This is a genomic window from Caballeronia arvi, assembly GCF_001544695.2.
Taxonomy (GTDB): Bacteria; Pseudomonadota; Gammaproteobacteria; order Burkholderiales; family Burkholderiaceae; genus Caballeronia; species Caballeronia arvi.
Genome location: NZ_FCOM02000036.1, coordinates 13654 through 39229 on the forward strand (window position 1 = coordinate 13654; position 25576 = coordinate 39229).

Annotated in this window: 19 protein-coding genes, 3 pseudogenes and 1 other annotated feature; of the genes and pseudogenes, 14 read left to right on the forward strand and 8 right to left on the reverse strand. The window is 59.0% G+C overall.

All coding sequences use genetic code 11. From position 1 onward, the window contains the following. Window positions 1-9 precede the first annotated feature (9 nt). The gene (locus AWB74_RS29200; RefSeq protein ID WP_061150126.1) at window positions 10-921 is read left to right on the forward strand and encodes a LysR family transcriptional regulator; all 912 of its coding nucleotides are present in this window, start codon (window positions 10-12) and stop codon (window positions 919-921) included. 103 nt (window positions 922-1024) lie between these two features. Next, window positions 1025-2274, forward strand: a pseudogene (locus AWB74_RS29205) (MFS transporter). Here AWB74_RS29205 and AWB74_RS29210 read toward each other — a convergent pair. Next, window positions 2208-2480, reverse strand: a pseudogene (locus tag AWB74_RS29210) (alcohol dehydrogenase); the annotation flags it as partial. The pseudogenes AWB74_RS29205 and AWB74_RS29210 sit on opposite strands and share 67 nt — an antisense overlap. 112 nt (window positions 2481-2592) lie before the next feature. Between AWB74_RS29210 and AWB74_RS29215 the strand changes: the two are divergent. Next, window positions 2593-2778: an FCD domain-containing protein gene (locus AWB74_RS29215; RefSeq protein ID WP_235024714.1), complete on the forward strand. Its 186-nt coding sequence runs from the start codon at window positions 2593-2595 to the stop codon at window positions 2776-2778. Window positions 2779-3117: 339 nt separating this feature from the next. Here AWB74_RS29215 and AWB74_RS29220 read toward each other — a convergent pair whose 3' ends face one another. The 5 genes from AWB74_RS29220 to AWB74_RS29240 form a co-directional block, all read right to left on the reverse strand. Further along, window positions 3118-4014, reverse strand: coding sequence for an ABC transporter permease (locus AWB74_RS29220; RefSeq protein ID WP_235024715.1), 897 nt, complete (start codon window positions 4012-4014; stop codon window positions 3118-3120). Continuing rightward, on the reverse strand, window positions 3962-4735 hold the full coding sequence (locus AWB74_RS29225; RefSeq protein WP_061150127.1) for an ABC transporter ATP-binding protein: 774 nt from the start codon (window positions 4733-4735) through the stop codon (window positions 3962-3964). Before AWB74_RS29225 ends, AWB74_RS29220 begins: the two co-directional genes overlap by 53 nt. Window positions 4736-4748: 13 nt before the next feature. Continuing rightward, on the reverse strand, window positions 4749-5717 hold the full coding sequence (locus tag AWB74_RS29230; protein WP_235024716.1) for an ABC transporter substrate-binding protein: 969 nt from the start codon (window positions 5715-5717) through the stop codon (window positions 4749-4751). Window positions 5718-5818: 101 nt separating this feature from the next. Next, a complete protein-coding gene (locus tag AWB74_RS29235) occupies window positions 5819-7552 on the reverse strand; it encodes a hydantoinase B/oxoprolinase family protein (RefSeq protein ID WP_061150129.1) in 1734 nt (577 codons plus the stop codon). Next, on the reverse strand, window positions 7549-9687 hold the full coding sequence (locus AWB74_RS29240) for a hydantoinase/oxoprolinase family protein (RefSeq protein WP_061150177.1): 2139 nt from the start codon (window positions 9685-9687) through the stop codon (window positions 7549-7551). Before AWB74_RS29240 ends, AWB74_RS29235 begins: the two co-directional genes overlap by 4 nt. A gap of 236 nt (window positions 9688-9923) precedes the next feature. Here AWB74_RS29240 and AWB74_RS29245 point away from each other — a divergent pair, with 236 nt between their 5' ends. Beyond that, window positions 9924-10601, forward strand: a complete 678-nt coding sequence (locus AWB74_RS29245; protein ID WP_061150130.1) for a TetR/AcrR family transcriptional regulator — start codon at window positions 9924-9926, stop codon at window positions 10599-10601. Between the two features lie 353 nt (window positions 10602-10954). Continuing rightward, window positions 10955-11382, forward strand: a pseudogene (locus AWB74_RS29250) (transposase); the annotation flags it as partial. Then, window positions 11233-11349: a sequence feature (AL1L pseudoknot), on the forward strand. Its footprint overlaps the pseudogene before it by 117 nt. Window positions 11383-11724: 342 nt before the next feature. Here the strand turns inward: AWB74_RS29250 and alr are convergent. Together alr and AWB74_RS29260 are read right to left on the reverse strand one after the other, a co-directional pair. After that, the gene (gene alr / locus AWB74_RS29255; protein WP_061150132.1) at window positions 11725-12795 is read right to left on the reverse strand and encodes an alanine racemase; all 1071 of its coding nucleotides are present in this window, start codon (window positions 12793-12795) and stop codon (window positions 11725-11727) included. Window positions 12796-12882: 87 nt separating this feature from the next. Further along, the gene (locus AWB74_RS29260) at window positions 12883-14175 is read right to left on the reverse strand and encodes a D-amino acid dehydrogenase (protein WP_061150133.1); all 1293 of its coding nucleotides are present in this window, start codon (window positions 14173-14175) and stop codon (window positions 12883-12885) included. Window positions 14176-14695: 520 nt separating this feature from the next. Here AWB74_RS29260 and dapA point away from each other — a divergent pair. The 9 genes from dapA (at window position 14696) to AWB74_RS29305 (ending at window position 25333) form a co-directional block, all read left to right on the forward strand. Then, window positions 14696-15574, forward strand: a complete 879-nt coding sequence (gene dapA / locus AWB74_RS29265) for a 4-hydroxy-tetrahydrodipicolinate synthase (protein ID WP_061150134.1) — start codon at window positions 14696-14698, stop codon at window positions 15572-15574. Window positions 15575-15634: 60 nt separating this feature from the next. Beyond that, window positions 15635-16873, forward strand: coding sequence for an NAD(P)/FAD-dependent oxidoreductase (locus AWB74_RS29270; protein ID WP_061150135.1), 1239 nt, complete (start codon window positions 15635-15637; stop codon window positions 16871-16873). A 28-nt stretch (window positions 16874-16901) separates the two neighbouring features. Beyond that, window positions 16902-18377, forward strand: coding sequence for an aldehyde dehydrogenase family protein (locus tag AWB74_RS29275; RefSeq protein WP_061150136.1), 1476 nt, complete (start codon window positions 16902-16904; stop codon window positions 18375-18377). A 13-nt stretch (window positions 18378-18390) separates the two neighbouring features. Then, entirely contained in the window at window positions 18391-19425 is a 1035-nt protein-coding gene (locus AWB74_RS29280) for a proline racemase family protein (RefSeq protein WP_061150137.1), read from the forward strand. Window positions 19426-19434: 9 nt separating this feature from the next. Continuing rightward, window positions 19435-20193, forward strand: a complete 759-nt coding sequence (locus AWB74_RS29285) for an SDR family NAD(P)-dependent oxidoreductase (RefSeq protein ID WP_061150138.1) — start codon at window positions 19435-19437, stop codon at window positions 20191-20193. Window positions 20194-20196: 3 nt separating this feature from the next. Then, entirely contained in the window at window positions 20197-21612 is a 1416-nt protein-coding gene (locus AWB74_RS29290) for an aminotransferase-like domain-containing protein (protein WP_061150139.1), read from the forward strand. A gap of 51 nt (window positions 21613-21663) precedes the next feature. After that, complete coding sequence (locus AWB74_RS29295) at window positions 21664-22278, forward strand: short chain dehydrogenase (RefSeq protein WP_061150140.1); 615 nt, start codon at window positions 21664-21666, stop codon at window positions 22276-22278. A 159-nt stretch (window positions 22279-22437) separates the two neighbouring features. Continuing rightward, window positions 22438-23766, forward strand: a complete 1329-nt coding sequence (locus tag AWB74_RS29300; protein WP_061150141.1) for an aspartate aminotransferase family protein — start codon at window positions 22438-22440, stop codon at window positions 23764-23766. A gap of 43 nt (window positions 23767-23809) precedes the next feature. Then, on the forward strand, window positions 23810-25333 hold the full coding sequence (locus AWB74_RS29305; protein WP_061150142.1) for a CoA-acylating methylmalonate-semialdehyde dehydrogenase: 1524 nt from the start codon (window positions 23810-23812) through the stop codon (window positions 25331-25333). Window positions 25334-25576: the final 243 nt, after the last annotated feature.

Genomic DNA, 25576 nt, shown 5'->3' on the forward strand with positions numbered 1-25576 from the left:
GGAACAGAGATGCTTGACCTTCAGTATCTTTCGATCGTGATGGAAGTCGATCGGCTAGGCAGTGTGACTGCGGCGGCTGAGCGATTGAACGTGACGCAGTCGGCGCTGTCGCACATGGTTCGCAAGTTCGAAGAGCGACACGGCGTCAAGCTCTGGACGAAGAACGGTCGTGGATTGCGATTCACGCATGCCGGAGAGTATCTGCTCAGCCTTGCGGAGCGTGTGATCCCGCAAATGGAACATGCGGAACGGACGCTCACCAATTTCGCGGAAGGCCGTCGCGGGGCGCTTCGCATCGGTATGGAATGTCATCCGTGCCAGAAATGGCTTACGCGCTTGACGCCGCACTACCTTGCCGCATGGCCCGATGTGGACTTCGATGTGCGTACGGCATTTCGCTTCGATGGCGTTGCAGCGCTCCTCGCGTTCGAGATCGACCTGCTCATCACGCCCGATCCCATCGATGTTCCGGACATCACGTTCGCTCCGGTCATCGACTACGAGCTCGTGCTGGTCGTGCCCGGCTCACACCCGATCGCCAGTCGCAACTGCGCGATGCCGCAGGATCTGATGAACGAGGAACTCATCACCGTTCCGGTCAGCAAGGAACGGCTGGACATCTTTACTCGCTTTCTCGTTCCCGCGCACTGCAAGCCGAAATACCATCGAACCGCCGAGCAGACGGAACTCATGCTCCAGCTTGTGGCGGCAGGCAGAGGTGTCGCCGTTCTTCCCGACTGGCTCGTCGCCGAGGAGGGCGAGGGATTGCCGATTCAAACTGTCAGGCTCGGCCAGGAAGGCATTCGAAAGTGCATTCACGTTGGCGTTCGGAAGGGTGAAGAAGACATCGCGTACATCGAAGGCTTTCTGAAACTGGCGCATGAGCTCGGTGTACCTACGGGTCGTAAGGTCGCGGACTAGGGCGGCTCTGGAGCGAACGGCGCTTTCTTAACGATCAGAAGAACAGGGACGAAGTGACAGAAATCATACCGCCTGCCCCGATCCGGGTACTGCCGCATCGAACATGGGTAGCGCCCGGCGCAACGTAACCCGGTTGACCATTGCGCAGGCGCTGGCAGGCGCGAATTCGACGGTCGTCTATGCGACCGGGGCGATTATCGGCAACATGCTCGCACCGAACCGCGAGCTCGCAACGCTTCCCATCACCATATTCGTGATCGGAATGGCGGCGCTGTCGCTTCCGGCGGGCGCGATTGCGCAGAAACATGGGCGGCGAACGGCGTTTCTGCTTGGGACAGCCTGTGGCGTGCTGGTCGGATTGATGGCCGCAGGTGCGGTTGCGATCAGCTCGTTTTGGCTCTTTTGTGCGGCGATGTTCTTCGGCGGCGCCTATGCGGCTGTCGTGCTTTCTTTCAGATTCGCCGCGGCGGATTGTGTTCCGGCCGAGAAGAAAGCGCGCGCGCTATCTTTTGTCATGGCGGGCGGCGTTTTTGCCGGTGTGATCGGACCACAACTGGTGACGTTCACGATGAACGTCTGGCCGCCTCACACGTTCGTTGCTACGTATCTGGCGCAGGCCGCGGTTGCCGCAATCGCTGGCGTGGTGCTGATGGGCGTCCACATCCCGATGCCCTCGGCGGTTGACGTCGCCAAAGGACGGCCGCTCAAAGATATCGCGCGTCAACGTTCGTTTCTGGTTGCCGTCATTTGCGCGGTCGTGTCCTACCTGCTCATGAACTTTCTCATGACGGCGGCGCCTCTCGCCATGCAGCTATGCGGATTGCCGCAGAGCGCGTCGAACCTCGGCATTCAATGGCACGTCATTGCGATGTACGCACCGGGCTTCGTTACTGGCCGACTCATCTCTCGATTTGGCGCACGTAACGTTGTCATGGCCGGACTCGCGCTGATCGCCGTGTCCGCCGGAGTGGGATTGCACGGAACCGATATACCTCACTTCTGGCTGACGCTCATTCTTCTCGGCGTGGGCTGGAATTTCGGTTTCATGGCGCATCTGCGCTCGTTCTCGAATCTCACCGCCCCGAAGAGAAGGCCAAGGTTCAGTCCTTCAACGACTTTCTCGTGTTCGGCACGATGGCGTTAGGCTCATTTCTGTCGGGCAGTCTTTTAACGGCATACGGGTGGGATTCGGTGCGGCGCATGACGTTTGTGCCGATGGCGCTGGCGTCGGTGTGCTGCTTGCCGCAACCAGGGCTCAACCTCAAAGCCGGCCGCAGTAGTGGGCGTCAGCTGCCCAAGCGCTGCATCGTCAGGACCATGCGAAACTTGACATCGCCCGAGCGCATGCGCTGATACGCGTCTGCTGCCTGCTCCAGCGGCATGACCTCGATCATCGGGCGAACGTCGGCGAGAACGCTAAAGTTCAAAGCACGCGCCGTGTCGAAAGGCGAACCGGTAATCGACCCGAGCAGGCTGCGCTCACCGCCAACGAAGTAGCCCGTTGGCACGGGGACGGACTCGGGTCCGGCGCCCAGCAAAACCAGACGCCCTTGAGTCGCCGGCATTTTCCGCAGTGTCATGTTGCCGTAACTTCTCAACCCGACGTCATCACTTGGCGCGCGCGCCGGAACGGTCGATGCCGATCTGATCAACGACCTGATGGAACTGCGCATGATTATCGAGTCGAACGCCGCAAAGCTCGCGGCGAAGCGCGCGACGCCCGACGATCGGGCCGCAGTGCGTCGCGCATTCGAGGCCATGGAGGACGCAGTCGCGGGCCAAGCCGAATACGTGCCTGCGGACCTGGCGTTTCACGGCGCGATTCTCGGCGCATGCTACAACCAGTTCGTGTTCTAACCCATCGGCGGGTGCTGTAAGGCCGGCGTAATGCAGTCTGGTGCGCTAAGTGCGGCGCCTTGGCTTCAGAAGCGATGTATGCGTTATGGACGGTGTAACCAGGCGAGCAGCCCCGCCAGTATCAACGTTGAACGTCGAAGGCGGTCCCACTTCCCAGTGCATGCTCTTTACTTCCTAGCAACTCAATGACTCTATGGTCGCGCCGAGGCTGAATATTATGGGCATCACTTAATGGGCTGCGCTGTTTCACAGTCTGCAGAAGAGAAGGGATGCGACCGGTCGCGGGCTCAAATCGATGCTTGCAACGCGCGTCGCAAGCGGTTTTTCGCTATCACGCGGTTATTGCTTGGCGTTGGCGACAGAAAAGCGTGCTTCGTCCGCATTCATGGACAGAGCTTTTTCTGTTGCCGCATGGCGGTGCGACGCATGCCACGGAATCATCGATGCTTCAGCAAGCTCGAGGGTCTTGAACAGCAGCACCCCCAGTACGCCGAGAAGCACGAGCGCCACGAACACGGTGGGCGTGTCGAAGCTGCCCTGAGCGACGAGGATCACATGGCCGAGGCCGGCTTCGCCCGCGACGAACTCGCCGACGATCGTGCCGACGAGCGCGAACGACACGCCTACTTTCATTCCGGCGAAGATGCTGGGCAACGCGTTAGGGAAACGGATCTTCCAGAGTACCTGACCACGCGGCGCCTGATTCGCCCGCGCCATGTTGAGCATTTCCGGGTCGATTGATTTGAGCCCGAGCACCGTGTCGATCAGAATTGGGAAGATTGCGATCAGCATCGCGATGGTGATCTTCGGGGCAGACCCGGTTCCCATCCAGATCACGAATAGAGGCGCCAGCGCGACTTTCGGCACGGCGTTCATCGCAACGATGAGCGCGTACAGCGTGCGTTCGAGAAGCTTCGACGAGACGATACCAATGGCTGCGGCCACGCCGAGAATGACTGCGGCCGCGAATCCGCCGAGTGTGGTCACGAGCGTATCGAGGCTTTCCCGAAGCAGATAGCCTGGCTGGCTAAGAAATGTTTCGACGATTCGGCTCGGCATCGGTAAAAGGAATTCGCGAATGCCGAGCGTCCGTACGGCGAGTTCCCACACCGCAATGATAAGAATGGCGGCGATCAAGGCATGCTTGCTATGTGCGACCTGTTTATAGACATGTTTCATTCCATCACCCCTTGTAGATGCCGAGATCGCGGAAGATCTGGTTGATTTGCGCAACATAACCGGCGAACGCTGCGGTTTCTCGGATTGCCAGACTGCGCGGCCGTTCCAGTTCGATGGGAATGACGGCAGCGATGCTGCCAGGATTGCGCGACATCACGACTACACGATCTCCGAGGTAGACGGCTTCCGAAATGGAATGCGTGATGAACAGCACGGTCTTACCCGTGTTGAGCCACGTGCGTTGCAATTCCACATTCAGCTCATCGCGAGTGAAAGGGTCGAGGGCGCCGAAGGGCTCGTCCATCAACAGTAGCTTCGGATCGACCAGCAAGGCACGGCAGATTGCGGCGCGCTGACGCATGCCACCGGACAACTCCCAAGGGAACCGGTTGGCGAACGAACTCAGCCCGAATAGATTCAGTACCGAGCGCGCCCGTTCCTCGAAAGCCTTTCGTTCGAGCCCGTGGAATTCTGCCGCGATCAGAACATTGTCGAGAATTGTGCGCCAGTCGAGCAACAGGTCGCGTTGGAAAACCATACCCATATTCTCGGGCGGTCCGTCGATCTGAGTGCCTTGTAAAGTCAGACGGCCGCTTGAGATCGACTCGAGGCCAGCCACGCATTTGAGCAGCGTGCTTTTGCCGCATCCGCTTGGACCCACGATGCTCACAAACTCGCCCTCTGGAATCTCCAGCGTCACGTCCTTCAAGGCATACACGGGATCGCGCTTCGAGCGATAGACCTTGTTGATGTCTCCGAGACTGAGAAAGTCTGACATGTCGCCTCCAGTTTCAGTTCGCGACGAGCGCGTTGGTGTAGTAGTCGGACGGCTTGTGGCCGGGCTTGAGCAAACCGATTTTCTCCATCGATCTGATGGCGACATTCCAGTCGCTATCGGCTTGCATTCCGATCGGCAGATTCGGCTGCGTCGGGCTGGCGAAGAACGGCTTGTAAGCGTTGATCTGATCCGTGAGAATCTTCGCGTCGAGCCGAGCATTCGGGCGCTGCGCCTGAATCGCCGCGACCGCCTCATTCTGATGGCCTTCGTAGATGTACTTCCACGCCCGCACTTCGATCTGAACCAGCTTTCTGATCGCGCCTTCCTTATCGGACAATCGTGAAGGCGTCGTCACCAGTCCGTAGCTAGGAAACTCGAAGCCGCTGTCCGACAACAAGAACGACTTCGCCGGTCGAACCTTCTGGACCATCGGTTCACCGAAGGGCGCCTGCGCCATGAAACCATCACTGTTGCCCGATGCGTAGGTTGAGAGCATCGCGGAAGGCGACACCATGACGACGTCCGCATTGCTTTTGGTGATGTTGTTGGCATTGAAGAACGGATCGATGAACGGCACCCACGGGCTCGTCGTAAAACAAGCCAGCTTCTTGCCGGCGAGATCGCGAGCCGACTTCAAAGGAAGCTTCTCGTCAACGAGTACCGCAAGGTCTCCTTTCCTTGCAAAGCCGGCAATCGAAATCAGATTCAGGCCGCGCTCCTTGGCAACCGCCATCGTGCCGAGCTGTACCTGTCCCACGTCGACTTGTCCCGCGGCCAGCAGTTGCAAGGTGTTGATCGTGCCGGTGCCGTCCTGGATCACGACGTCGAGTCCCTCTTGCGCGAACCAGCCTTTCTGCTTGGCAAGATGCATGGCCGCATGCATGCCCCATGCCGAAAAGTCCATTCGCACCACGAGCTTCTGATCGGCCGCACGCGCGGGCGCGCCGGCGCATAGCAGGGACGCGACGAGCGCTCCGATCAACGCTCGGCGCATCCGCGCAAACACGGATATACACATTGCAACGTCCTCACTGTTTTGATGATCTTGCGATTGGTGTGCCTTGTCGCCGAAAGCGACGTGTATCAGGCGGCCCGCGCGACGCGATCTCCGCGCAACGCAGCGGTGGCATCGATATCGATTTCGCCGTTATGCGGATCCACGACAGCCAGATAATGCTCGCGCACATACTCTGCGCTCAGCTTGTGGTCCCACACGTCCTTGCGGATCCGATCGAGATCGCGCGCGAGCGGATCGCCGAATCCGCCGCCGCCCGGCTGAACGTGCGTCACGAGATCGTCGCGGTCGACGGTGATGCCGACCTTGCTCGCCAGTTCCGTGACGGAACTGTCATGCTCCAGCAGATTCTGCGCGGTCCTCGCCGGCTTGCCGCCCGCGAGACCGTATGGCGCGAACTTCATCCGGTCGGCGCGCAATTGCAACAACGTGTCGGGCGCGAGCACGCGATAGCTGCGTCGAATGCCGAGGCCGCCGCGATACTCGCCCGCGCCGCACGAATCCTCGACCAACTCATACGCTTCCACGCGAACCGGATGCTGTGATTCCATCGTTTCGACAGGCGTGTTCGAGAGGTTCTGCGACGCATTCGTGATGGCTTCGATTCCGTCGCTCGCCGGACGGCCGCCCCACGCGCCACAGATCATGTCGACGATGATGTAGGGCTTACCGGCATCGCTCTTGCCAGACAGACACACCACCGTGTTCCCGCCCTCGCCAGCGGCGGGAATCCGGTCGGACACGACTTGCGCGAGCGCGCCGAGCATCGCGTCGAACACGCGATAACCCGTGAGTGCGCGGGCCGCGACGGCCGCGGGCGAAATGGGATTGAGCACCGAGCCCTCCGGCACTCTGACGTCGATACATCTGAAGACGCCCGCGTTGTTCGGCACATCGCCCTTGAGCGCGCAACGCACGCTCAGATACGTACACGACTTGGTGTACGACAGCGTCGAGTTGATGGCCGCGCGCACTTGCGGCGACGATCCGGTGTAGTCGGCGGTCACGTGATCGTCGTGTACGGTCAGCGCGACCTGAATCGGAATTGGATCGGGAGACAGGCCGTCGTCGTCGATATAGTCCTTGAAATGGAACGTGCCCTTCGGCCAGTTGCGGATTTCGGCGCGCGTTAGGCGTTCCGCGTAATCGAGAAGCTCGCCGAGATACATGCGCGCGGCGTCGCGTCCATAGCGGTCGAAGAGGGCCGTCAGTTCGCGCACGCCCACCTGGTTCGCCGCGTATTGCGCCTTCAGGTCCCCGAGCACGCGATCCGGCACGCGCACGTTCTGCGCAATGATGCGCGACAGCGTGTCGTTCACTTGACCTGCTTCGTAAAGCTTCAGAACGGGGATACGCAGGCCTTCCTGATAGATTTCCGTCGAGTCGCTTGCATTCGAACCCGGCACGCGGCCGCCGACATCGGTGTGATGACAAATGACCACACAATATCCTTCCAGCTGATCCCTGTAAAAAAACGGCACGAACATGAAGATGTCTGGAAGATGCATGCCGCCCTGATAGGGATCGTTCACGACCACGGCATCACCGGGCTTCATATCGCTGCCGTACCTGTCCTGCACCGCTGCCATGGCCTCGGGAATCGCGCCGAGATGAAGCGCGATGGTCTTTGCCTGCGCGATCATCTGGCCGTGACGGTCGCAGATGGCGGCGGAGTAGTCCATGACGTCCTTCACGATCTCGGAGCGCGCGGTGCGGATCACCGTGTACGCCACTTCATCAACGATGGAATCCATCGCGTTCTTGACCACCGCGAAGGTGACGGGATCGAATTCGATAGTCATGCGCGCTCCTTGGGCAGATCGAGAAGATCGATGATGATGTTGCCGACGCGGTCGGCATGAACGGTTGTGTGAGGCGGAACGACGATCGTCGTGTCATAGGATTCGATGATCAGCGGCCCATGCAGCACGGTTTCGTCAATGGAGCCTCGCGCGACTAGCCGCGTCTCGACAGGCGCTTCATCGCGTGAGAAGCTGACTTCGCGCGTGCCGGTCACGCCGCGAAGCGCGCTCGAATCGACGCGAATGGCGTCGAAGTTCATGCGGTTTTCGCTGCGCCCGTAGGCGGAGAGGCGCACGTTCACCAGTTCAAGCGGTTCCTCGTTGCTGTATCCGAACGTCTGCTGATAAGCGGCGCCGAAATCATCTACGACTTGCGCCAAGACACTCGCGTCGAGCGCACCCGCGCTTAGGGACTCGGCAAGCGGAATCGTCAGCTCGGAGCTTTGACCGAGATATCGCAGGTCGAAACTCACGGCCGTATCCACCGTTGCCTCCGGATAACCTTCTTCGGCAAGGATCCTCAGGCCCTGTTCTTTCAAGATGTCGATGACCGCGCTCAACTCCGACAGGTCGCAGTCCACGAGCGGCCGAAGGATTGCCTTCACGAAGTTGTGTTCCGCGTCCGCGCACAACATGCCGGCGGAACAGAACACGCCTGCCATGACCGGCGCGATCACCTGACGTATGCCGAGAAGACGGGCCACGTCGACAGCGTGCAGCGGACCGCCGCCGCCGAACGCGATCATCGTCATGTCTCGAGGATCGCGCCCGCGTTCAACCGTCACCGCGCGAAGCGCGCGCGCCATGCTGACGTTGGCGACGTGCCGGATGCCGTGCGCGGCGGCGATGCTGTCCAGTCCTAGCGGTGCGCCGATATGTTCGTCGACGGCTTTTCTCGAACGCGCCGGATCGACAAGCAGACTTCCTCCCGCCAACGCTACCTGATTAAGATAACCGAGGACCATGTTCGCATCGGTGACGGTTGGACGCTCGTTTCCGCGTCCATAGCAGGCCGGACCCGGGTCGGCGCCCGCAGACTCGGGGCCGACGCAAAGCAGATTGCCGGCGTCGATCCAGGCGAGCGAGCCGCCGCCTGCGCCGACTTCCGCGATGTCGATCGCCGGAACCTTCAGTACGTATCCTCCGCCCTTGACGAAGCGGCTCGGCGCGCTGATGCCGTCGCGGAATTCATATTCGTTGGTAAGCGACGGCGTGCCATCGGTAATGATGGACGCCTTCGCGGTCGTGCCGCCCATGTCGAAAACGATGAGATCGTGGCCACCCGTCTGAGCGCCGATGCGCGCGGCCCCCGCGACGCCGCCCGCAGGCCCCGACGCGACCGCAAACACCGGCTTTTCGCTGGCGCTGCCCACGCCCATCATCCCGCCATTGGACGCCATCACTTGCAACGACGCGCGAACGCCCATTTCGCTAAGATCGCGTCGAAGGCGACGCAGATACGTTCGCATCGCAGGCAGGATGTACGCATTGACCACGGTCGTGCTCGTGCGCTCGTATTCCTTGATTTCGGGCAGCACCTCACAGGACACCGTTACAAGCAGATGAGGGAAGGCGCGCTCCAGCGCTTCCTTGGCCATCCGCTCATGCGCCGGGTTGATGTAGCTATTCAGGAAGCAAATGGCAATGGCTTCCACGCCTTCGTCGACCAGCTCGCTCGCTATCGTCAGGACTTCCTCTATGTCGAGCGGCGCGATCACGTTGCCTTGCGCATCGATCCGTTCGCGTACGCCGCGTCGATACCGTCTCGTGACCAAGGGCTCGGGTTTCTGCCAACTCAGGTCGAACATCGTCGGCGTCCGGATACGACCGATTTCGAGCACGTCGCGAAAACCCTCGGTCGTCAGCAGGCCAGCTCGCGCGCCCACTTTCTGAAGGATCGTGTTCGAGGCGGTCGTCGTGCCGTGCACGATTTCCGTGATGTCCTGCGGTGCAATGCCCGACTGCTCGATCAGACGCTGCAGCCCGCTTGTAATGGCTTCGCCGAGATTGTGCGGGGTCGTCGACGTCTTGTTAACAAACAAACGGCCATCCGGCATCGCCATCACGATGTCGGTGAAAGTGCCTCCGATGTCGCAACCCACGCGAACGCCAAGGCTGTTGACGGCTTGCTCCATGCGCATTTTCCTCCAATGAATATGGCCAGACCGCGAACGATCTGCGAAGCGTTACGTCGCAAACGTCGCGCATATCTAACTAACTAGTCAGTAAGATAAGCAGTGGTAACGCTTTTGTCACGCCATGGAAAACCCTATAGCGGAACTGCGTGTCCAGTTTGCCTGTCAGACATTACTAACCTTTTGGTTAGCAAACCGGCTATCATGGAGCGGACATATCAGTGAGAGTCGTTCAGATGGAATCTGCGCAAACTGCTGTCAAAACGGCGAAGAGAACGAAAGTTCGGGACGCCGCCGCGACACGAGAAAAGATCCTCGTGGTCGCAACCAAGGAGTTCGCTGCGAAGGGATTCGACGGCGCACGTGTCGATGCGATCGTGGAACGCTGCAAGATCAGCAAGAATCTGATCTATCACTACTTCGACAGCAAGGAGGCGCTGTTCATTGAAGTGATGGAGCGCGCCTATGCGGCCATGCGAGATCGACAGAATGAGTTAGGTTTGAAAGGAGAGAGCCCTGCGGACGACATGCGCGCGCTCGTCACGCATACAATCCAGCACTTCATTGAAGAGCCGAATTTTGTACTGCTGTTGGCGACCGAAAACCTGAACAAGGCGCGACACATCCGCAAGTCAAAAGTGATCTTAGACATGTTCAACCCACTAAAAAGTGCCCTTGCCGAAATCTTGGAGCGAGGGAAAGCGCAGGGCGTCTTCCGGCCCGACGCTGACTGGGTTGATCTATACGTTTCAATCTCTGGGTTGGGATCTTACTTCATCTCGAATAGGTACACGCTCAGCTACGTACTCGGCGTAGATTTGGCGTCCGACGAGCGAGTTAAATCCCGACTCGAACATGTCCCAGACCTCATCATCAGCTATCTATGTAACTGGCAGTCAGCGGACCGAAACTAGGCAGCGACTGCGACAAGCCGATCTGTTAATTCTTACTCACCCTTTGTCCTTTAACGATCGAGCGTTGCCCGCAGGTTGGGTCATGCTTATCGGCTAGCTAGTAAGCTGAGGCGGTGACCAAAACTTTGAGGTACGAACAATGAAGCGCTTTTGAAGACAACGAGCGATACATCGATTGTGCAGTGCAGCTTGAGGACGTCTGGTTTCTGGTTTTGATGGGCTCAGTCCGGTCATTGCATCTGCGCTGACGGGCGAGCCTTTAGGCGATGCAACCGCTACATTGCGAGCATGCGCCACCACGTTTGAACCGCCCCGGATTTGGTGGAGGCTTCAACTCTTGAGAAAATGGAGCCATGAACAAATCGAACAAGTTTTCTGCTGAAGTCCGGGACCGTGCAGTGCGCATGGTGCAAGAGCATCGGGGTGAGTATCCGTCACAGTGGGCGGCGATCGAATCCATCGCCCCCAAAATCGGCTGCACGAGCCAGACGTTGCTGGGGTGGGTCAAACGAGATGAAGTCGATAGCCGCGAGCGCGAGGGCGTCAGCACGTCGGAACGCGACCGTCTTAAGGCACTGGAGCGCGAAGTCAAGGAACTGCGCCGCGCCAACGAGATTCTGAAATTGGCGAGTGCGTTTTTCGCTCAGGCGGAGCTCGACCGCCGCCTGAAATCCTGAGGGCCTTCATCGATCAGCATCGCGACACCTTCGGGGTCGAGCCGATCTGCAAAGTCTTGCGGATTGGCCCGTCGGGCTACCGGCGCCATGCTGCACAGCACCGAAAAAACGGAAAAATACTTTAAAACAATCCTCAGGCCGACGGCTCTCGAATGCGGCTCGATTCCGCGCGCGTGTGACGAGTCCTCTTTTTCGGAAAGGCTCAGGTTACGCGGCTTCACTGCAAACATAGCGAGGGAGGCTCGATGGCGTCCGTAGGAGAATGACAGAGGAGTTCGAACGATTGTCCTGAGATTGGGGAAATCGGTGTCTCTTTGATAGCTCAAAGTTTATAGGTCGTTGGCAGCCACAAATCCAAGAAGCGGCAGTAGTGCCGCGGGTTGTCGTCTCCCGCTGTAGAATCGGGCCAGAAGGACGCGAATTGGTTCGTTTTCCTCGATTCGTGTTTAAGCAGTCACGCTCACCGGAACGCGAGGTGCCAGCGCACACATCAACTCGTATCCAATCGTGCCCGACGATGAGGCGACGTCATCAATTTTCACGTGTTCGCCCCAAAGCTCAACCGTAGAACCGATACCTGCGTTCGGGCACGGTGTGAGGTCGACAGTGAGCATGTCCATCGACACGCGACCGACGGTACGCGTCATGACGCCGTCGACGGCAATAGGTGTGCCGGTCGGCGCGTGGCGCGGATATCCGTCTGCATAGCCACACGCGACTACACCGATTCGCATGTCGGAATCTGCTTGATAGGTGCGAGCGTATCCAACGGTTTCACCGGCGCGGATAGTCCGAACGCCGATGAGTTCACTACGCAGCGTCATCGATGGACGTAGGGGAGCGTCATTGATGTCTTTTGCCAGACCAGAAGGAGAGCCGCCATATAGCACGATTCCCGGCCGCACCCAGTCGCGATGAGCGCGTGAGTGCCAGAGTGCTGCCGCCGAATTCGAAAGACTGCGCGGACCGGGAATGTCGCGAGTCGCCTCATCAAACTGTTCAAGTTGCCAGTCGATGCTACCCTCGTCGGCGCCGGCAAAGTGACTCATGAGCGTGATATCACCGATGCCGGCTGACGTGTTCGACCGCTCCCAGGCAGCACGGAAACTTTCAGGAGTGAACCCGAGTCGGTTCATCCCCGAGTTCATCTTGAGATAGACGTCTATAGGTTGTTTCGGCTTAGTCGCGACAATCAGTTGGCGCTGTTCGTCGCAATGAACGGCGACCGTTAAGGCGAGTTCGTCTGCCATCTGCACGTCGCTCGCTGCGAAGACGCCCTCAAGTAGCAGCACTGGCTTCTTCCACCCCAGTTGGCGGACACGAACCGCTTCGTCAAGGTCGAGTAAGGCGATGCCATCTGCAGAGGCAAGAGCGGGAAAGATGCGTTCGATTCCGTGCCCGTATGCGTTCGCCTTCACCACCGCCCAGACGCGAGACCTAGGAGCTTTCCCTCGGACGAACTCAAGGTTGTGTCTTACTGCACCGGGATGAATATAGGCTTTGATGGGACGAGGCATGGCTTGACGTGCGAGCGTAGTGACGATTTGAGGCCTTCGCGAAAGCGGGTTTCCAGATCGCGAAGGTGCTTGCGCTGACGAGGATACTCAATTAAGGGCGAAGTCCGCGGGAGCCGGCGCTTCTTTCGCGTATCGGAACACGTTCAAGTCGTCGAACTGAATCGCGGGTCTTCGTCCGGAGATGAGGTCAGCGAGCAGCTGCGCGGAACCGCATGACATTGTCCAACCCAACGTGCCGTGGCCGGTATTGAGGTACAGGTTAGGTACAGCCGTGTTGCCGACAATCGGGGTCCCGTCCGGTGTCATCGGACGCAGTCCGGTCCAGAAAGTAGCTCGCCGTGTGTCGCCGCCACCCGGGAACAAGTCGTTCACACACATCTCCAGCGTCTCGCGACGAGCATCGCGCAGGCGCCTATCGAAACCGACGATTTCGGCCATGCCTCCCACCCGGATGCGTTTGTCGAAGCGCGTGATTGCGATTTTGTAGGTTTCGTCGAGCACAGTGGAGACCGGCGCGTGGGCTTCATCGGCGATAGGCGCCGTGATGGAGTAACCCTTAAGCGGGTACACCGGAATCTTCACGAGGCCAGACAGGAAGTTCGTCGAGTACGAGCCAAAGGCGACCACGAACGCGTCTGCATGAATGAGCTTGGCACCGTGCCGGACTCCGATGACTTTGCCGCCCTCAACCAACAGCCCGTCTACGGTCGTGTTGTACCGGAATGTGACACCCGCTTGTTCTGCGAGTGCCGCAAGGCGCGTCGTAAACAGTTGGCAATCGCCAGTCTCATCACCGGGCAAACGCAGGCCACCTGTCAGCTTATGCGATGTTGCTGCGAGCGCTGGCTCGGCTCGGGCAAGCTCATTGGCACTCAAAAGTTCGTACGGCACGTTCGCTTCTTTAAGGACGGCAATATCTTTCGCCGCACCGTCGAACTGCTGCTGCGTTCGAAAGACCTGAAGTGTGCCGCCCGTCCGTCCCTCGTATTGGATGCCCGTCTCTGCGCGCAGCGCCTGCAAACAGTCTCGACTGTACTCGGCGAGGCGCACCATGCGGGCTTTATTGACGGCATAGCGCTCCGCTGTGCAGTTCTGCAGCATCTGCCACATCCACTGAAGCTGAAACTGCTTGTCTTCGTCGTCTGGTCTGATTGCGAGCGGTGCGTGCTTTTGGAACATCCACTTAACCGCCTTCAACGGCACGCCAGGCGCGGCCCACGGAGCAGCATAGCCGGGAGAAATCTGACCGGCGTTCGCGAAGCTCGTTTCCAGCGCGGGACCTTCCTCCCGGTCAATCACGACGACTTCGTGGCCCGAACGCGCGAGATAAAACGCGCTTGTGACACCGACGACCCCGCTACCTAGGACGACGACTCGCATATCTTTGCTCCGCAACTGAAAATGACAAGAGTTGATTGACCTGCCAATCGGCCACGGTCTGGTAGTTTCGAGATGCTAGTTACTTACGAACAGTTTTTAAAACTGTATCGGTAGATGTTTTTAGTTGAAAAAGCTACTCATTCTTTGAAGGGGCAGGCTCCGTCTGCCCAGCAAACGGTTTTGTACGCGTCGACGGCCGTCAGCCCATGCACTAGGGAGAATCGCCTAGTTGACAGCGCAAGTTTGTGTTCTTACACTTCATGCATACAAAGTTGCACACATAAAAACATACACCTCTGATTGCTGTCAATAGCCAGCCGAAGGTTGGGAGTGAGTGTCTTGCGCGTCGAGTCGTCTAAATACGGTGGACGGTGCGCTAGAAGGGCACGATGGATTTTTTAGAACCGCTTTTTTCACAAGGCTCAGCCGAAGAAGAAAGCGCTGAAGCCCGCAGTTTTCAAGCGGGGTTGAAGTGAACTCGTAACGCCTGCAGCCTTTGATGACCCTTACGGAGAAACCGATGAAATTGTCTGGAGTGATGCCCGCCCTCGTGACGCCCTTTGATGCCAACAACAAGGTCGACTTCAAAGCGCTTGAGAAACACATGCTCGGCCTGCGCGCCGCAGGAGTTACTGGCTGGGTGCCGCTGGGCTCGACTGGCGAGTACTTTTCTATGTCGAACGAAGAGCGCGAGGAGGTTCTGCGTTTCGTGAAGGACTTCGCAAACGACAACGAATACCTCATCGCCGGCACGAATGCGCCTGCCACGCGTGAAGTCATCGAAAACACGGCGAAGGCAAAGGAAATCGGCTACGACACGGTTCTGCTCGCAACGCCGTTCTATACCCGTCCGACGCAGGAAGAATTGCTTGCGCACTACCGCGCGGTCCTCGACGCGACGGGCGTGAATCTCATCCTGTACAACTACCCGCCCAAGGACGGCATCGAAATCTCGTTCGACCTGATGGATGCACTTGCGGATGACCCGCGCGTCATCGGTATCAAGGAAAGCTCAGGCGTTCTGCAACGCGCTATCGACATCTACTCGCGCTACAAGGGCCGTATCGACCTGGTTTCCGGCTCCGACGACGTCGCACTAGACTTCATGTTCTGGGGCGCGGATACCTGGATTTGCGGCCCGGCCAACTGTATGGCAAAGGCTTGCTGTGATCTCGACCGTACGTACCGCTCGGGCGAGTTGGAGAAGGCTCGCGAAATGATGGCAACGCTCTATCGCGCGATGAACATTCTCGAAAGCGGCAAGTTCGTTCAGAAAATCAAGTATGGCTGCGAGCTCCAGGGCACGTCGGTAGGCAAGGCTCGTGCGCCGCTCGGTGAACTCACCGAAGAAGAAAAGAAGGCATTCCGTGCAGCAATGGAACCTATCCTGAACTGGTAATAGGTTATCGCGGCTGAGTGGCACGGCTCAGCCATCTGCAAGCGTTCGCGGAGAGTATTTGTGTCGCCTATCGTCATCGTTGGTGCGGGAATTATCGGCACTTCCATCGCGTACGACTTGCAGAGCCGAGGCAAGACGGTCGTGATTGTCGACAAGGATGCCCCTGGGAAGGGGGCGTCGTTCGGAAACATGGCCAGTATCGCGGTCACCGAATTCATGCCGGCGTCGCGCCCAGGAGTCTGGGCACAGATGCCCAAATGGATGTTGGACCCAGAAGGCCCGGTGCGCGTTCGCCCTGGGTATATGCCGAAGCTTTTGCCTTGGTTCCTCCGATTCCTTCTGGCCAGCCGGCCATCGAAGTTGCGAGAGCTCGAGGCCGCTGGGGCGGTCCTTTGCGGTCGAGTGTACGAGGACTTGAACGCGCTCCTTAAGAAAACCGGCCTTGAACACATGCTCAGCCAGGAAGGCTGTCTTAGTCTGTACACAGACGAGGCAGAATTTCGCGCCGACCGCGAGCACATTGAGATTCTCGAGCGCTTCGGCTTCCGTCATGAAGTTTTGGATGGGAGCGTCATTCGTGACCTCGAGCCTGCGCTGACACACAAGATTGGCAAGGCGGTCCTTTTTCCAGACAACCGCTCGATCGCAGACCCATACAAACTTGTTGTCGCTCTTGCTGAGCAGTTCAACGCGCTTGGTGGTCGCATCGAACAGGGCGAGGTCGCTGAATTCGAACAGACCGACAACCAAGTGAGCGCAGTCAAGCTCAAAGACGGCCGTCGGTTAGAGGCGAGTGAGGTCGTTTTGGCCGCGGGAGCTTTCACGAGTCGCCTTTCCGCGATGCTGAGCGAGCACATCCCGCTGGAGACGGAACGCGGCTATCACACGCAGATTATGGCGCCCGGCATCTCCATGAAGCATTCGATAATCTGGCCCGCTCGAGCTTTTATGGTGACACCGACCGCTGGCGGCATCCGAGTCGGCGGCACCGTCGAGATGGCAGGTCTGGACGCGAATCCGGACTATCGGCGCGCGAAGGTTCTGGTGAAGCGAGCTAAGGAAGCTTTGCCCGAGCTCAAGGCTGAGCAAACCAGCGAATGGATGGGACACCGTCCGGCACTGCCGGACACGGTGCCCGTTATGGGCCGGTCGGCCAAGCGCCGCAACGTTTTTTACGCGACGGGCCACGGACACCTCGGACTTACGTACGGCGCAACCACAGGCAGATTGATGGCCGACCTCATTACCGGCGCGACGCCTCCTGTGGACATGGCTCCCTATCGCGTCGACCGGTTCTAACTGATTTCAACGCTTTAAGTTAAATACCATGCGAAACGAACTCTACATCGACGGTAAGTGGGTCAAGCCCGTTAAAGGCGAAACGCGCAACGTAATCAATCCGGCTACGGAAGAAGTCATTCAGACCATCAGCGCGGCGTCGGCCGAGGACGTCGATATTGCCGTCAAGGCAGCACGTCGCGCGTTTGACCACGATGGCTGGCCCAAGCTCAGCGGCGCGCAGCGCGCCAAGTACCTTCGCGCCATTGCGAAAGGCATCCGCAATCGGCAGGAAGAAATTGCTCGCCTAGAGACCATCGACAACGGCAAGCCGTTTCCCGAAGCCATGTGGGACATTGGTGATGCCGCGGGCTGCTTCGAGTATTACGCGGGCCTCGCGGAAGAGCTCGACAATAAGCCAGAAGAGACGGTCCAGCTTTCGGACGACCGGTTCAGTTCCAAAGCGGTCAAAGAGCCTATTGGCGTAGCAGGCGCTATCACGCCGTGGAACTACCCGCTGCTGATGGCTTCGTGGAAAGTTGCCCCCGCGCTCGCCGCCGGCTGCACGGTCGTCTTGAAGCCTGCAGAAGTCACTTCGCTCACGGCACTAGAGTTGGCCGCAATCGCGTATGAAGCGGAACTGCCGCCCGGCGTGCTGAATATCGTCACTGGCGCCGGTTCCGTCGCGGGCCAGGCTATCGTCGACCACAAGGGCGTTGACAAGCTCGCGTTCACGGGCTCGGGCCCCGTCGGCTCGCAAATCATGGCGGCCGCCGCGCAAGACGTGAAGCGCGTGAGCCTTGAGCTCGGTGGCAAGTCGCCGTTCGTGGTGTTCGACGATGCTGACATTGAGCAGGCCGTCGAATGGATTATGTTCGGTATCTTCTGGAACCAAGGACAGGTCTGCTCGGCAACCTCGCGTGTACTGGTGCAAGAAGGCATCTATGACAAGTTGCTCGCCCGATTGATTGAAGAGACGAATCGCATCACGATTGGTAACGGTCTCGATGAGGGCGTTCTGCTCGGGCCGCTGGTGTCCAAGCGTCAGCATGAACAAGTGGTCGCCGCGGTCGAAGCCGCTAGAGCCGCCGGTGCGAAGGTTGTAGCAGGTGGGAAGCGTCCTGAAGGATTCGAAAAGGGCTACTACCTGCAACCGACCATACTCACCGAGGTGCCGCTCGACAGTGACGCGTGGGTCGAGGAAATCTTTGGCCCGGTCGTGTGCATTCGCCCGTTCGAAACCGAAGAGGAAGCAGTCGAACTCGCCAATGATTCGCGCTTCGGCCTCGCTGCGGCCGTGATGTCGAAGAACGACGCCCGCGCCGAACGCGTAGCGCGGGCCTTCCGCGCCGGTATCGTCTGGATTAACTGCTCGCAACCGACGTTCACGGAAGCTCCGTGGGGTGGCTACAAGCAATCGGGTATCGGTCGCGAACTTGGTCGATGGGGACTCGACAACTATCTCGAGACCAAGCAGATTACGAAAATTGTGAGCGAAGAACCCTGGGGCTGGTACATCAAATAAAAGGACGCTCGCGATGCGTTTCGAAAAGTCTCTGGAACTGTTGCTGGTTCATTGCCAAGGTGAGCTTGGACACGTGCTGGTAGGTGGCGCCCCGGAAATCCCGGGTGCCACCATGCTCGATAAGATGAATCACATCAACAACGTCGACGACAGCTTGCGGCGTTTCGTCACCTTCGAGCCTCGCGCCAACGTCGCGATGTCGGTCAACCTGCTGGTTGCACCGACACGAGCCGACGCCGACGCTGGTTTCATCGTGCTGCAAGCGGACCGTGCGCATCCGATGTCCGGAAGCAACTGCATCTGTGTCGTTACTGCGTTGCTGGAAAGCGGACGAGTTCCGATGCAGGAGCCCACGACAGAAGTTCGACTCGACACCCCGGCAGGACTTATCGTTGCGCGTGCGCAGTGCGAAGGTGGGCGCTGCTTGTCGGTCAGCCTCGACAACGTTCCCAGCTTCGCAGAATGGTTGGATAAAGAGATTGCAACGCCCACCTGGGGGCGCGTGAAGGTAGACATCGCTTTTGGTGGCGTCTACTACGCGCTCATCGATGTCGAGCAACTGGGGCTGTCGATTCAACCGTCCAACGCGCGCGCTCTAGCTGAGGCCGGGATTGAACTCAAGCGGCTTGTTGCTGAACAGGTCTCGGTGAAGCACCCCACGCTGACCGGGGTCGACGAAGTTGCCTATGTGATGTTCCGTGATAAGGAGCCGGACGGCGCCGTCCGAACATGCACCACTCTCCAACCAGGACGAGTAGACCGTTCACCTTGCGGCACCGGAAGCTCCGCCAACCTCGCCACATTGCATGCTCGCGGATTGGTATCTATTGGCGACATACGCACGTCGCGCTCAATCATCGGCGGGGAGTTCCGCGCCGAGGCAATCGGCGAGACCGAAGTGGGCGGCCGCAAGGCCGTTTTGCCTCGCATTACTGGGCGTGGCTACATCTACGGGCGCAGCGAATTGCGAGTCGAGCCCGATGACCCATTCGGTCAAGGGTTCGCGCTTTCCGATACCTGGGGGCCGCAGGTCAATCTTTTACGTTAGGAGAGGAACTTGGGCAAACCTCTTGATGGTCAAACAATCCTTGTGACCGGCGCTACTGGGGGCCTGGGCGCCGCCATTGTTGAGCAAGTTGCTGCGGCCGGCGCCCGGCCCATCCTTCACTACAATAGCGACAAATCCAATGCCGAAGCGTTGCTGAAGCGCATCAACGGTAAAGGTGTGGTTCTCCGATGCGGACTGTCCGCTCCAGATGGTGCATTCGAGTTGTGGCGCCGGGCCGTTGAGGCGGAGGGACGTATTCACGGTCTGGTTAACAATGCAGGTATCCGCACCGAAATCACGGTCGATGCGAGTCCTGACGAGTGGCGCTTGGCGTGGTTGAAGGAATTCCAGGTGAATGTGTTTGCTGCGGCCGACCTGTGTCGAGAAGCAATCAAGCACTTCAAGGAACACGGCGGCGGCCGCATCGTGAACATGTCCAGCCGTGCAGGCCAACGCGGTTATGCGGCGAACGCAATGCCGTACGGCGCCTCGAAGGCAGCGCTTTCGAATATCACCAAGTCCATTGCCCGTTCATTTGGCAATGATGGCATCACGGCCGTAAACATCTGCCCGGGCTGGGTGGCCACAGATATGGCCGAAGATTTCGTTGCAAAACATGGGAAGGCTGCGGCTGTTGCTGACATACCAATCGGTGAGATGGCGTCTCCCTTCGAGGTGGCGGAACTTGTTGCGTTCGTCCTGAGGCCCTCTCAGGCTTCGCTTAACGGAGCTACACTCGATGTAAACGGCGGCAGCTACATCCGGTAATGAATGTTTAAGCTCAATCTTTCGCGCGCCCGCAAAGACGAAGGCACGCTCGTCGACCAGATCGTGTCTGCAATCGAGCAGGAGTTGCGACAAGGCACTTTCCCGGCGGGGACTGCATTGCCGTCTGTGCGCGCGTTCGCGAAGAGCCACGAGCTGAGCACCTATACGGTCTCTGAGGCATATCAGCGACTCGTTTCTCTTGGACTCGTCATTGCGCGCGCAGGGGCGGGTTACCGCGTCGCCACCCCTGCTGCAAATCCCCCGGCCGCATCCGCTTGGAGCGCGCCAAGCCTCAATAAGGCTTGGTTGCTTTCAGACGTCTTCGCAGACAAGACTGTCCCTATCAAGGCCGGATGTGGCTGGATTCCCAACGACTGGATAAATGAAAGCGGGGTTCAACACGCGTTGCGCGTCGTGAGCCGTCTACCGGGCACGCGCCTCGGTGGCTATGGTCACCCGTACGGACTTTTGACGTTGCGGGAACACATCGCAAATTCGCTGCGAAGGTATTCCCTGTCTGTAGGAGTCGACGATGTACTCATGACACAGGGCGTAACACAAGCGCTCGACCTCGTTGTCCGGACTCTGCTCAGGCCCGGCGACACGGTGCTGGTCGAAGACCCGTGCTATTGCAACCTGCTGGAGATTTTGAAGGTGGCGTTTGTGAACGTGGTGAGCGTTCCGCGCACCCCGGACGGCATTGACACGGCACAGCTCGAAGAGGTAGTCAAGACGCGCAAGCCGAAGGTAATGTTCGTCAATACTGTGCTTCAAAACCCTTCCGGCACCTCGTTGAACGCAGCATCGGCCTTCCGACTGCTGCAAACAGCGGACCGAGAAGGCATGTGGGTTGTGGAAGACGACATATCGCGGGAGCTTGCGCCTCCTGGAGCCCCTTGTCTTGCGGCGATGGAAGGTCTTCAACGAGTCATATATGTCTCCGGCTTCTCGAAGACAATCACGCCCGCTATGCGTGTCGGTTACATCGCCGCGAACCGCGAACTGCTGTCGCGCTTCGCAATGACGAAGATGGCAGTCGGCTTAACCTCGTCCGAGGTCACTGAGCGAGCGGTCGCAAGCGTTCTCATTGAAGGCCATTACGACCGACACACTGCGCACGTCCGAGAACGGCTCTTCAATGCGCACGCCAAAATTACCGCGTCGATGCGTGACGCCGGTCTCGAGATTTTCCATTCTCCCGGCGCTGGTCTCTTTCTCTGGGCCAAGTTGCCGATTGAGCCCGACGCCAGCATTGCGGTCACTCAAGATGCGCTGAGCAAGGGAATCTGGCTCGCGCCTGGCTCTTACTTCCGCCCGGGCGAACATGACTCGGAGTGGTTCAGATTCAACGCAGCAACGTCTGATGTTCCTGAGTTGTGGGCGTTCCTCAAGACCCTGAAGGGACGCTCGCGTATCTAATGGCCGTGGACTAGCCGGTCCTCAAAGCGACAAATCGATGGAGGTACATTCGTGAAGGTCATCTTGATTGGTGCCAGCGGCACTATTGGCAAAGCGGTGGACGCTGAACTTGGCCAGCGACATGACATTGTCCGCGTGAACAAAAGCAGTGGCGATTTCCGCGTCGACATCTCCGACCCTGAATCGATTCGCAGCATGTACTCGCAAGTCGGCGAGTTCGATGCGCTCATCTGCGCGGCGGGCAAAGTCCACTTCGGTCCGCTCGAGGAGTTCACCATTGAGCTGCATGAGAAAGGCCTACGGGACAAGTTGATGGGGCAAGTAAATCTGGTCCAGCTCGGACTCGCGTCTGTTCGAGCCGGCGGTGTTTTCACGTTGACTAGCGGTCTGCTCAACGAAGACCCAATTCGACTTGGCACCTCCGCAGCGCTGGTCAACGGTGGTCTCGAGGGCTACGTTCGCGCGGCCGCAATTGAGCTCCCGCGCGGGATTCGCATCAATATCGTGAGCCCCACAGTGATTGAAGAGGCGCTTCCAAGTTACGGGCCGTACTTCCGCGGAGTGAAGCCAGCTCCCGCGAGCGACGCCGCCCTTGGATATGCAAAAAGCGTTGAGGGCGCTCAGACCGGACGTGTCTACCGAATCGGTTGGTCCAGAGACAGCTGATGTTGGACCGCTGGCGTCGCAGGCCGGTAACGACTAAATCAACAAATCAATACAGTTCAGAGAAGAAAAACAATACGGTCTGACTGCTCAATGAATGCCGTCCAGTGATTGTGCGAATCGAACTCGTTAGAGTTGATTCCACATTCACGGAGCGAACAAATGAGCACGAATCAACCGAACCTGGACCTGTCGAAGTTCTGGATGCCCTTCACCGCGAACCGGCAGTTCAAGGCCGCTCCGCGTTTGTTCAAAGCTGCGAAGGGCATGTTCTACACGACGGTCGATGACCGTCAAGTTCTCGATGCGACGGCTGGCCTCTGGTGCGTCAACGCCGGGCACGGTCGCGAAGAAATTACGAAGGCCGTGAGCGAACAACTCGCCACGATGGATTATGCGCCGACGTTCCAGATGGGCCACCCGCTGGCGTTCGAAGCTGCGGCCAAAGTTGCCGACTTCATGCCGGCAGGTCTCGACCGCATCTTCTTCACGAACTCGGGTTCCGAATCGGTCGACACCGCACTGAAGATGGCCCTCGCTTATCACCGTGCGCGGGGTGAAGGTCAGCGCACTCGCTTCATCGGTCGCGAGCGTGGCTACCATGGCGTCGGCTTCGGCGGCATCTCGGTTGGCGGCATCCTCGCGAATCGCAAGACGTTTTCCGGCAATCTCATGCCGCACGTTGACCACCTGCCGCACACGCTGAACATCGCCGAGTCGGCATTCACGCGCGGTCAACCCACGACTGGGGCCAACCTGGCAGATGAGCTCGAGCGTATCGTGGCGCTGCACGACGCTTCGACGATTGCCGCAGTCATCGTCGAGCCGCTCGCAGGCTCCACGGGTGTTCTCGTTCCGCCGAAGGGATACCTCGAACGTCTGCGTGAAATCACCAGCAAGCACGGCATTCTCCTGATTTTCGACGAAGTCATCACTGCCTTCGGTCGTCTCGGTGCGCCGACCGCCAGCGAGTACTTCCACGTAACACCGGACATCATCACGATGGCAAAGGCCATCAACAACGCCACAATTCCGATGGGTGCCGTCGCCGCAAGTCGCGCGATTCACGACACGGTCGTCAATGCGGGTGCGGAAAACGCAATCGAGTTCTTCCACGGCTACACCTACACGGCCCACCCGGCAGCGGCTGCCGCGGCAGTCGCGACGCTCGACATCTACAAGCGCGACAAGCTTTTCGAACGCGCAGCGGAGCTGTCCGGCACGTTCGAGGACGCGGCTCATGAACTCAAGGGCTCGCCGCATGTGAAAGACGTGCGAAATCTTGGCCTGGTTGCAGGCATCGAGCTCGAGTCGCGCGCTGGCGCGATGGGTGCTCGTGGCTATGAAGTGTTCCTGAAGTGCTTCGAGGCTGGTGTGCTGGTGCGCTATACGGGCGACATCCTCGCCTTCTCGCCGCCGCTGATTGTCGACGAGAAGCAAATCGACCAAATTTTCTCCACCGTGCGTGACGCCCTGCGCGACGTGGCCTGACGTAATCCGCTTGGCCACGGCCGGCATGTAATCGGAGTTCAGAATGAACGTAGCAAGCGAAAAAGCAAATCTCTCGGTCAAGCAGATTGGCCACTTCATTAACGGACAGGTCGTCGCTCCAGCAAATGACCGCTTCAAGGATGTCTTCAATCCGGCGACCGGTGAAGTGACGGGCTCAGTGGCGCTGGCTTCCCTCGAGGAAGTGGACCGCGCGGTCCAGGCGGCGAACGCTGCGTTCCCGAGCTGGAGCGAGATGGCACCGCTCAAGCGCGCTCGCATCCTGTTCAAGTTCAAGGAGCTGCTGAACCAGCATCACGACGAACTCGCGATGCTCATCACTCGCGAGCACGGGAAGGTGTTCACGGACGCGCAAGGCGAAGTCGTGCGCGGCATCGAGGTGGTCGAGTTCGCCTGCGGCATCCCGAACCTGCTGAAGACCGACTTCACCGACCAGATTGGCGGCGGCATCGACAACTGGAACCTTCGTCAGCCGCTGGGTGTCGTTGCCGGCATCACGCCGTTCAACTTCCCGGTGATGGTCCCCATGTGGATGTTCCCGGTTGCACTCGCCTGCGGCAACACGTTCATCCTGAAACCGTCGGAACGTGACCCGTCGGCCTCGTTGCGCCTGGCCGAACTGCTCAAGGAAGCCGGTCTGCCGGATGGCGTGTTCAACGTCGTGAACGGCGATAAGGTGGCGGTCGACGCGCTTATCGAACACCCGGACGTTGCAGCCATTTCGTTTGTCGGCTCGACGCCGATTGCAGAGTACATCCACACGGAAGCATCGAAGCGCGGTAAGCGCGTGCAAGCCCTCGGTGGCGCGAAGAACCACCTCGTCGTCATGCCCGACGCAGACCTCGACCAGGCGGTCGATGCGCTCATCGGCGCGGCCTACGGTTCGGCGGGCGAGCGCTGCATGGCCATCTCTGTGGCCGTCGCAGTCGGCAACACGGGCGATCAACTTATCGAGAAGTTGATTCCCCGCGTAGATTCGCTGGTCATCAAGAATGGTGAGAATCTGGACGCGGAGATGGGTCCGCTCGTGACCGCCGAGCATAAAGCGAAGGTTGCCAGCTATATCGGTTCTGGCGAAGCAGAAGGTGCGAAGCTAATCGTGGACGGTCGCGCGCATGCGGTCGCGAACGAGAACGGCTTCTTCATCGGTGGCACGTTGTTTGACGACGTCAGCACCGACATGAAAATTTACAAAGAGGAAATCTTCGGACCGGTTTTGGCAGTCGTTCGGGTGCCGGACTTCGCCAGCGCTGTGAATCTTATCAACGCGCATGAATTTGGCAATGGCGTTGCACTGTACACGTCGGACGGGGGTGTCGCTCGCGCATTTACCCGCCAAATCAAGGTCGGTATGGTCGGTGTCAACGTACCTATCCCGGTTCCGATGGCATGGCACTCGTTCGGCGGCTGGAAGAAGTCGTTGTTCGGCGACCATCACGCATACGGTGAGGAAGGCATTCGCTTCTACACGCGCTACAAGAGCGTGATGCAACGGTGGCCAGACAGCATTAGCAAAGGCGCTGAATTCACCATGCCGGTTGCGAAGTAACGTCAATGGCCCGCGGGCGCACTTTGACGAGTGAGAGTGCCGAGCGCGCTGAGCGCGAATGACAATTCATAGAGGGGTCTCCAGGACTCGCGCAGTCGGGCTGGCGGCGCGACGTATTCAGGCCAATGCATTCGATGCGTTGGCTTTTTTTTATAAGGCCTGCATCGGGCGCGGGCGGGAAACGACCACATCCGTGACAGTGCGTGCCTGTTCCTCGCTGGGCGAGGCGCGCGTACGTTACGC